The sequence below is a fragment of the Pseudonocardia alaniniphila genome (assembly GCF_022524485.1).
GTDB lineage: Bacteria > Actinomycetota > Actinomycetes > Mycobacteriales > Pseudonocardiaceae > Pseudonocardia > Pseudonocardia alaniniphila.
Genome location: NZ_JAKXMK010000025.1, coordinates 184,921 through 192,146 on the forward strand (window position 1 = coordinate 184,921; position 7,226 = coordinate 192,146).

The window sequence follows — 7,226 nt, forward strand, 5'->3', positions numbered from 1 at the left end:
ACACTGTGACGACGGAACAGACCACCGGACAGGGTGGGAACGAGAGCATCGAGCGCCACGAGTACGACGTCGTCGTCATCGGTGCCGGTGGGGCGGGCCTTCGCGCCGCGATCGAGGCCCGAATGAAGGGCAAGCGCACCGCCATCATCTCCAAGTCGCTGTTCGGCAAGGCGCACACGGTGATGGCGGAAGGCGGCTGCGCGGCGTCGATGGGGAACGTGAACCCCAACGACAACTGGATGGTGCACTACCGCGACACCATGCGCGGCGGGAAGTTCCTCAACAACTGGCGGATGGCCGAGCTGCACGCCAAGGAGGCGCCCGACCGCGTCTGGGAGCTCGAGACCTACGGTGCGCTGTTCGACCGCACCAAGGACGGCAAGATCAGCCAGCGCAACTTCGGCGGCCACACCTATCCGCGCCTCGCACACGTCGGCGACCGCACCGGGCTGGAGATGATCCGCACCCTGCAGCAGAAGGTCGTGTCGCTGCAGCAGGAGGACTATCGCGAGACCGGTGACTACGAGGCGAACATCCGCGTCTTCCACGAGACGACGATCACCGACCTCTTCAAGACGGGTGATGACGAAGGGCAGGCCGGGAAGATCGCGGGCTGCTTCGGCTACTTCCGCAGCACCGGCAAGTTCGTGCGGTTCGACGCGCCGGCGATCGTGCTGGCCACGGGCGGTGTGGGCAAGAGCTACCAGGTGACCTCGAACTCCTGGGAGTACACCGGCGACGGCCACGCACTGGCCCTGCGTGCGGGCGCCACCCTCATCAACATGGAGTTCCTGCAGTTCCACCCGACGGGCATGGTCTGGCCGCCGTCGGTGAAGGGAATCCTGGTCACGGAGTCGGTGCGCGGCGACGGCGGTGTGCTGCGCAACTCCGAGGGCGAGCGCTTCATGTTCAACTACGTCCCCGACGTCTTCAAGGACCAGTACGCCACCACTGAGGAGGAGGGCGATCGCTGGTACACCGACGCGGACAACAACCGCCGTCCCCCGGAGCTGCTGCCCCGTGACGAGGTGGCGCGCGCGATCAACTCCGAGGTGAAGGCCGGGCGCGGGAGCCCCCACGGCGGTGTCTTCCTCGACATCGCCTCGCGCCTGTCGCCGGAGGAGATCCAGAAGCGCCTGCCGTCGATGTACCACCAGTTCAAGGAGCTGGCGGACGTCGACATCACCAAGGAGCCGATGGAGGTCGGCCCCACCTGCCATTACGTGATGGGCGGGGTGGAGGTCGAGCCGGACACCACCATGTCCACGGTGCCGGGCCTGTTCGCGGCCGGTGAGGTCGCGGGCGGGATGCACGGCTCCAACCGGCTGGGCGGCAACTCGCTGTCGGACCTGCTCGTGTTCGGCCGCCGCGCCGGACTGGGTGCCTCGGAGTACGTCGACGGGCTCGCCGGGGTGCGCCCCGCCGTTCGCACGGCCGACGTCGCCGCCGCGCAGGAGCGGGCGCTGCTGCCGTTCTCGTCGGCCACCGAGGGCGGGGAGAACCCGTTCGTGGTGCAGCTGGAGCTGCAGAAGACGATGCACGAGCTCGTCGGGATCATCCGCAAGGCCGACGAGATGGAGATGGCGCTCAAGAAGCTCCAGGACATTGCCACGCGCACGCGCACGGTGAGCGTCGAGGGGCACCGGGAGTTCAACCCGGGCTGGCATCTCGCGCTCGACCTGCGCAACATGCTGCTGGTCTCGCTGTGCGTGGCGAAGGCGGCCGTCGAGCGTCAGGAGAGCCGCGGCGGCCACACCCGCGACGACTACCCGGTGATGGACTCCGACTGGCGCCACGTGCTGCTGGTGCTGTCGGCCCTGGGCGAGGACAACGTCGAGCTGGTGCGCAAGGAGCAGGTGCCGATGCGGCCCGAGCTGCTGGACCTGTTCGAGATGGACGAGCTGAAGAAGTACTACACCGGCGAGGAGCTGGGCGGACACCGAGCCGGGGAGGCTGCGAAATGACGTATGACGCCCACTTCAGGGTGTGGCGGGGTGACTCCGAGAAGGGGGAGCTCGTCGACTACCCGGTGGAGGTGAACGAGGGCGAGGTCGTCCTCGACATCATCCACCGGCTGCAGCAGACCGAGGCGGGCGATCTCGCGGTCCGGTGGAACTGCAAGGCCGGCAAGTGCGGCTCCTGCAGCATGGAGATCAACGGCAAGCCGCGCCTGGCGTGCATGACCAGGATGTCGACCTTCACCGAGACCGAGACCATCACGGTCACGCCGCTGCGGACGTTCCCGGTGATCCGCGACCTCGTCACCGACGTGTCGTTCAACTACACGAAGGCCCGCGAGGTGCCGAGCTTCGCGCCGCCGCCCGACCTGGAGCCCGGTGAGTACCGGATGCAGCAGGTGGACGTCGAGCGGAGCCAGGAGTTCCGCAAGTGCATCGAGTGCTACCTCTGCCAGAACACCTGTCACGTGGTGCGCGACCACGAGGAGAACAAGGAGAACTTCGCCGGCCCGCGTTATCTGATGCGGATCGCGGAGCTCGACATGCACCCCCTCGACGTCGCGGACCGCAAGCAGGAGGCGCAGGAGGAGCACGGTCTGGGCTTCTGCAACATCACCAAGTGCTGCACCGAGGTCTGCCCCGAGCACATCAAGATCACTGACAACGCGCTCATTCCGCTGAAGGAACGCGTGGTCGACCGCAAGTACGACCCGCTGGTCTGGCTGGGCAGCAAGATCTTCAAGCGCGCGGGCGCCTGATCATCCGGTGACTGCGGAAGAGCCGCCTTCACGCGGCCGCATTGCGTGAAGGCGGCTCTGCCGTATCCGGGAGGCGCTCAGCGGCCCATGCTCCGGCGGATCTCCTCCAGCCTCGCCTTGGCCGCGCGCTCGCGTTCGGCCTCCTGCTCCTCGACGCTGCGGGCCTCGGGGGTGTTCTCGGCCAGCTCGGCCGCGCCGATCGAGGTGGCGTAGCGGGTCTCGATCTTTTCGCGGACGTAGTCCAGACTCGGGACGCCCCGATCGTCGTAGTCGGGTGCGGGTGGCGGCAGTGGCGGCGCCGTGGCGTCGTCCACGATCTCCGCGTCCAGCGGCTCGATACCCCCGGATGGCCCTGTCGAATTCTGGCGTTTGGGCGATTCGGCGTTCTGATTAGAACCATCGGGCGAATCGTTCATGGCACGCATCCCTCCTTTGGACGGGTATAACCGCACAGTGCCCCGCCGACTTTCACCCGGATGCTTACGCTCCGCAGTCGGGCAATCGCGTATCGCGACGGTTGCGCTTTCGTTATCCGAGCGGGACGCCGCCTTGGCTGTTCCACCTTGGTACGTGGAGGAACAGGCATGACGGCAGTCCCGGCAGCGGGACCGGTGCAGTCCACCGGACAGACACAAGTCTCCCGAATCGCGCCCTCTGGCGCTCCTGTCGACCTGACCCTTCCGGCGGAGTTCGGCGAGTACCGCTGGTATGGCAACACACGCTTCACCGGGCCCCGGACGGCCCGCCAGTTCTTCCTCGCCCCGGCGGGGGAGCATCGCGTGATCCCGCGCCGCGTCCTGCGGGGCGCACGGGAACGCAGACTGTCCATGCGCGGCTTCGATGCCGTCGTCTTCGAGGCGCCGAACCGCTCCGACTCCGCGCTCGTGCTCGCCGGGCCGTACCACGAGGCCACCACGTGGTTCGGTGGTCCCGCTCCCGACGACGCCGGTCTGGGGCGCCTGCTGAGCACGTTCCGGTTCGCCGACTCGCCGACCGGAGCGACCCTCGCCCCCACCTCCGATCTGCTCGTCAGTCAGGGCGACGTGGCGCTGATCGGGCGCAACGACCGCTCCACGCTGATCGTGCGGCGCTCCACCGACGTGTTGCCGACGTTGCCCGAGTGGGCCGGGCTCGCCCTGCCGGGCGGGGAGCTGTGGCGCGCGGGCCGGGAGCTCAACCCCGTCGACGCCGCCCGCGTCGTCGGCACCCCCCATCAGTGGCGCTACCTGTTCGCGGGCGACAGCGCGGCCATGGACCTCGTCCTGCACGGACCGGAGTCGGGCCGGCCCGTCGCCCCCATGGCCGAGCAGCAGGTCCTCGGAGCTCTCGCCGCTCTGCGCGGCATCTGGAGGGCCTGAGCCGTGTCCGTCGCACTGGCCGTGGCGCTGCTCGCGCTGCTCGTCTCGCTCTTCGTGCTGGTGGCGCTCGTCGCGGTGTACGCGCGGGTGCGTGCGTTGGAGGCGGGCCGGATAGCGGAGCTCTCCGGCTACGCCCCGCTCGTCGGACGCCCGGCGCCTGCCGCGGTCCGTCCGCGCTCCGGGCAGCGAGCGGCGGTCGTCGCCGTCCTCGATGCCGACTGCGGGCTCTGCCACAACGTGTGGGACGCCATCACGACGGCCGGTGAGCAGGAGGAGCACATCCGCTTCGTCGCGCTGGCGGACCGGACCGACGACTTCGCCGCCCGCCCCGGCGGCGGCGCCGAGATGCTCGCCGACGTCGACGCCAGGGCCGACCTGTTCGAGGGGTACTCACCGACCCTGCTCGCCGTCGACGCTGTCGGCGTCGTCACCCACCGCAGCTTCGTCTACGCCGACACGGACCTGGGTGCGCTCGTCCGGGACCTGACGCAGACACACGACCCCGGGCGACAGCACCCAGGAGGACGAGAGGTGACCCGCGCATGACGCGCCTGGACGACATCCCCACCGCGTTCGCACCGCCCGTGCAGGCCCGCCCGAGTGCTGTGGTGGCGCGCATCCGCGCCATCCGGCCCAGCCGGCGAGCGGTGCTGCGCGGGCTGGTGATCGGCGCGGCCGCGGCGGCGCTGGTGCCTCTCGACTGGTACCTCAGCCGACGCCAGGCGTCCGCGGACCCCGAGGACGAGGACGACATGTCGGAGCACCTCGGCTGCGTGCCGGATTCGTATGACGAGGAGGCCAACAACTGGCCCGAGGACGGCGCCGCGCTGTGCTACGGCGGTTGGCGCCGCGGCTCGTACCCGTGCTCCGAGGGCTACCACCGTGAGGGCACCTACGAGATCGAGGGCGACGCCTACGAGTCCACGCGGCTCACCACGAGCTGCCACGGCAAGAACGGCTGGCGCTGGAAGGGCTACCGCTGCTCCGACGCGGTCACCGAGGTGTGGTACGCCGAGGGGGACAGCTACCGGGGCGTCACGATCGCTGCGTGCGAGCTGCCGCCGGAGACCGAGGCGGCGGCGGGTGCTGCCGATACGCCGGCCACGCCGGCCACGCCGGCCACCGAGACTCCAGCGGCCACGGCCACACCGGCAGCCACGGCCACACCGGCGAGCACGCTCGTCCCGGCGGGATCGCCGATCACGTCGGGAACGCGTGGCCAGTCGGGTCCGGTCGGCTCGCTCGTGGGGCCGGGCATGAGGTCCATCTGATGATTCCCGCCAGGTCGCGCCCCCGATGGTTGCTGCACCCGATCACCGCGGCGGTACTGCTGCTGCTCGTCGGGGTGTTCGGCGCGTTCGTCGCCGTCACGGCCCAACGCGAGCTCGCGGCTGCGGGCGCGTTGCTGCTGCTCGTCGCCGTGGCAGGTGCCGCGGCCGGGTTCGCCAACTCGGGCAGCACCTGAAGCCACAACTCAGCGTTCCTGCTGAGCGCGTCGGTCTGGCGCGACAAACCCGTGGTCCGGTTCTTCGGCACCGGCCTGCTGCTCGGCGCCGTGCTGGTGGCCTTCGCGGCCGCGGTGCTCGGTGCGCTGCCCCACGCGTTGCTGCCCGAGGTGGTCCGGGACGTCCTGTTCGGCCTGGCCGCCGTGCCCGTGCTGCTGCGGGAGTGCGGGCTGCTGCGGTTCCCGGTGCCCCAGAACGCCCGGCTCGTCCCGGAGGACGTCCAGCACCTGCGGCAGTGGGGTGCACTGCAGTTCGGTTTCGAGATGGGCACCGGGATGCGCACGTACTCGCCCTCGGCGCTGCCGCACCTCGCGCTCGTCGCGATCGTGTTCATCGTGCCGTTCCCGGCCGCGTTCGCGCTCGCCGCGGGCTTCGCGCTCGGACGCCTCGCGATGCCGTTGCTGTCCAACGCCTGGAGCGACGACGGTGCCTGGAGCGCGGTGTGGGCACGGTCGGAGCGGTTTGCACGGCCGGTGCTGGCCCTGACCTGCGTGGGCTCGCTGGGCGCTGCGATGCTCGGGTGGTGAAGACCGCCGAGGTGGTCGTCGTCTACGACGTCTCCTGCCCTGCCTGCTCCCGGATCGCGCGAGAGCTGCCCGACCTGCTGCGCGTACCGGTGCGGGTGCGGTCCTGCCGCGATCCTCAGCTCGCCACCATCCACCCCGCACTTCCGGCGTCGGTGAGGGCCTGCGCGGCCCCCGCGTTGGGCATCGTGCGCCCGGACGGCTCCGTGCGCTGGTGGCCGGGCCTCTCGGGGGCGATCGCCGTGCTGCCCGTGGTGCGCCGGGGCGCGCTGTGGGAGGCCCTCGGGGTGCTGCGGACCGCGCTGCGGGCTCGGGTGCGCTGAGCCATCACCGGCGGGCCCGGGCCATCCTGCGGTACCAGCCGTCGCCCGCCTGCGTGTTGCGGTGCACCCGGCGCCGCGTCTCCCGCTCCTCGTCCGTCTCCGGTCCGATCGAGGCCGTCAGGCCGGTGTCCCGGCGGAACGGGACGACCTGCACGAGCGGTGTCCCCTTCGGCAGCGTGTGCACGCCGTCGGCGCCGGTGGCGATGAAGGGCAGGTTCACCGGCGCGGTGTAGACGTCGGTGTCGACGAGTCCCGCGAACAGCTGGACCACGTCGCTCGGGCGGTTCAGCGGCGGGAGGAACAGACAGCTCCAGCCCGGCGCGGTCCGGATCGTCCAGTGGTTGTGGAACTTCATCGGTGGCCGCGGTTCGAACGGGTTGCCTGCGACCTGGAACGGAGCGTGGGTGCTCACCATCTCCCGGTCGAACTCCCAGCCGGCGTTGACGGTGCGGCCGCCGTCGCTGATCTCCAGCCGGACCGTCGCGGCGAGCGGCAGGATCCAGCCGGCGCCCAGTGCGTCGAGGAATGGCATGCACCGCTTGACGGTGAGCCCGTCGTTCGTGGCGCTGAGCCGTTCGGGGTCCATGCCGGGCAGGCGGCGCAGCCACCCCGGGAGCACCGTGCGGGCCGGGACGGGCTCGGCGATCACCCCGGCGTCCTCGGCGCGGCAGCGGAACGCGATGGTCGCGGATCGGCGCTTCACCCTGACCTCCTGGTCGGGTCGGGGGGGGGGGGGGGGGGGGGGGGGGGGGGGGGGCGGGGGGGGGGGGGGGGGGGGGGGGGGGGGGGGGGGGGGGGGG

At 70.8% G+C, this 7,226-nt stretch carries 10 protein-coding genes; 8 read left to right on the top strand and 2 right to left on the bottom strand.

What is annotated here, in order from left to right; all coding sequences use genetic code 11:
* The first annotated feature begins 5 nt into the window (after positions 1-5).
* Positions 6-1,964, top strand: a complete 1,959-nt coding sequence (locus tag MMF94_RS27750) for a fumarate reductase/succinate dehydrogenase flavoprotein subunit (RefSeq protein ID WP_241040147.1) — start codon at positions 6-8, stop codon at positions 1,962-1,964.
* The gene (locus tag MMF94_RS27755) at positions 1,961-2,716 is read left to right on the top strand and encodes a succinate dehydrogenase/fumarate reductase iron-sulfur subunit (protein WP_241040148.1); all 756 of its coding nucleotides are present in this window, start codon (positions 1,961-1,963) and stop codon (positions 2,714-2,716) included. The genes MMF94_RS27750 and MMF94_RS27755 overlap by 4 nt, the downstream gene beginning before the upstream one ends.
* Before the next feature lie 77 nt (positions 2,717-2,793).
* Here the strand turns inward: MMF94_RS27755 and MMF94_RS27760 are convergent, their stop codons facing one another.
* Positions 2,794-3,141, bottom strand: a complete 348-nt coding sequence (locus MMF94_RS27760; protein WP_241040149.1) for a hypothetical protein — start codon at positions 3,139-3,141, stop codon at positions 2,794-2,796.
* Between the two features lie 159 nt (positions 3,142-3,300).
* Here MMF94_RS27760 and MMF94_RS27765 point away from each other — a divergent pair, with 159 nt between their 5' ends.
* The 6 genes from MMF94_RS27765 to MMF94_RS27790 are packed head-to-tail and all read left to right on the top strand — an operon-like array spanning position 3,301 to position 6,426.
* Complete coding sequence (locus tag MMF94_RS27765; protein WP_241040150.1) at positions 3,301-4,074, top strand: hypothetical protein; 774 nt, start codon at positions 3,301-3,303, stop codon at positions 4,072-4,074.
* A gap of 3 nt (positions 4,075-4,077) precedes the next feature.
* A complete protein-coding gene (locus tag MMF94_RS27770) occupies positions 4,078-4,620 on the top strand; it encodes a hypothetical protein (protein ID WP_241040151.1) in 543 nt (180 codons plus the stop codon).
* Positions 4,617-5,345 (top strand): hypothetical protein, encoded by a 729-nt coding sequence (locus tag MMF94_RS27775; protein WP_241040152.1) that lies wholly within the window; start codon positions 4,617-4,619, stop codon positions 5,343-5,345. The genes MMF94_RS27770 and MMF94_RS27775 overlap by 4 nt, the downstream gene beginning before the upstream one ends.
* On the top strand, positions 5,345-5,539 hold the full coding sequence (locus MMF94_RS27780) for a hypothetical protein (protein WP_241040153.1): 195 nt from the start codon (positions 5,345-5,347) through the stop codon (positions 5,537-5,539). Before MMF94_RS27775 ends, MMF94_RS27780 begins: the two co-directional genes overlap by 1 nt.
* Before the next feature lie 51 nt (positions 5,540-5,590).
* The gene (locus tag MMF94_RS27785) at positions 5,591-6,106 is read left to right on the top strand and encodes a hypothetical protein (RefSeq protein WP_241040154.1); all 516 of its coding nucleotides are present in this window, start codon (positions 5,591-5,593) and stop codon (positions 6,104-6,106) included.
* The gene (locus MMF94_RS27790) at positions 6,103-6,426 is read left to right on the top strand and encodes a thioredoxin family protein (RefSeq protein ID WP_241040155.1); all 324 of its coding nucleotides are present in this window, start codon (positions 6,103-6,105) and stop codon (positions 6,424-6,426) included. The genes MMF94_RS27785 and MMF94_RS27790 overlap by 4 nt, the downstream gene beginning before the upstream one ends.
* Before the next feature lie 4 nt (positions 6,427-6,430).
* On the opposite strand, the gene MMF94_RS27795 is transcribed toward MMF94_RS27790, so the two are convergent.
* A complete protein-coding gene (locus tag MMF94_RS27795; protein WP_241040156.1) occupies positions 6,431-7,129 on the bottom strand; it encodes a DUF6065 family protein in 699 nt (232 codons plus the stop codon).
* Positions 7,130-7,226 lie beyond the last annotated feature (97 nt).

What these genes read in the sequence shown, in the direction of transcription:
- MMF94_RS27775 (WP_241040152.1), top strand. Translation starts at nt 4,617, where the DNA reads ATGACGCGCCTGGACGACATCCCCACCGCGTTCGCACCGCCCGTGCAG.
- MMF94_RS27755 (WP_241040148.1), top strand. Translation starts at nt 1,961, where the DNA reads ATGACGTATGACGCCCACTTCAGGGTGTGGCGGGGTGACTCCGAGAAG.
- MMF94_RS27780 (WP_241040153.1), top strand. Translation starts at nt 5,345, where the DNA reads ATGATTCCCGCCAGGTCGCGCCCCCGATGGTTGCTGCACCCGATCACC.
- MMF94_RS27765 (WP_241040150.1), top strand. Translation starts at nt 3,301, where the DNA reads ATGACGGCAGTCCCGGCAGCGGGACCGGTGCAGTCCACCGGACAGACA.
- MMF94_RS27760 (WP_241040149.1), bottom strand. Translation starts at nt 3,141, where the DNA reads ATGCGTGCCATGAACGATTCGCCCGATGGTTCTAATCAGAACGCCGAA.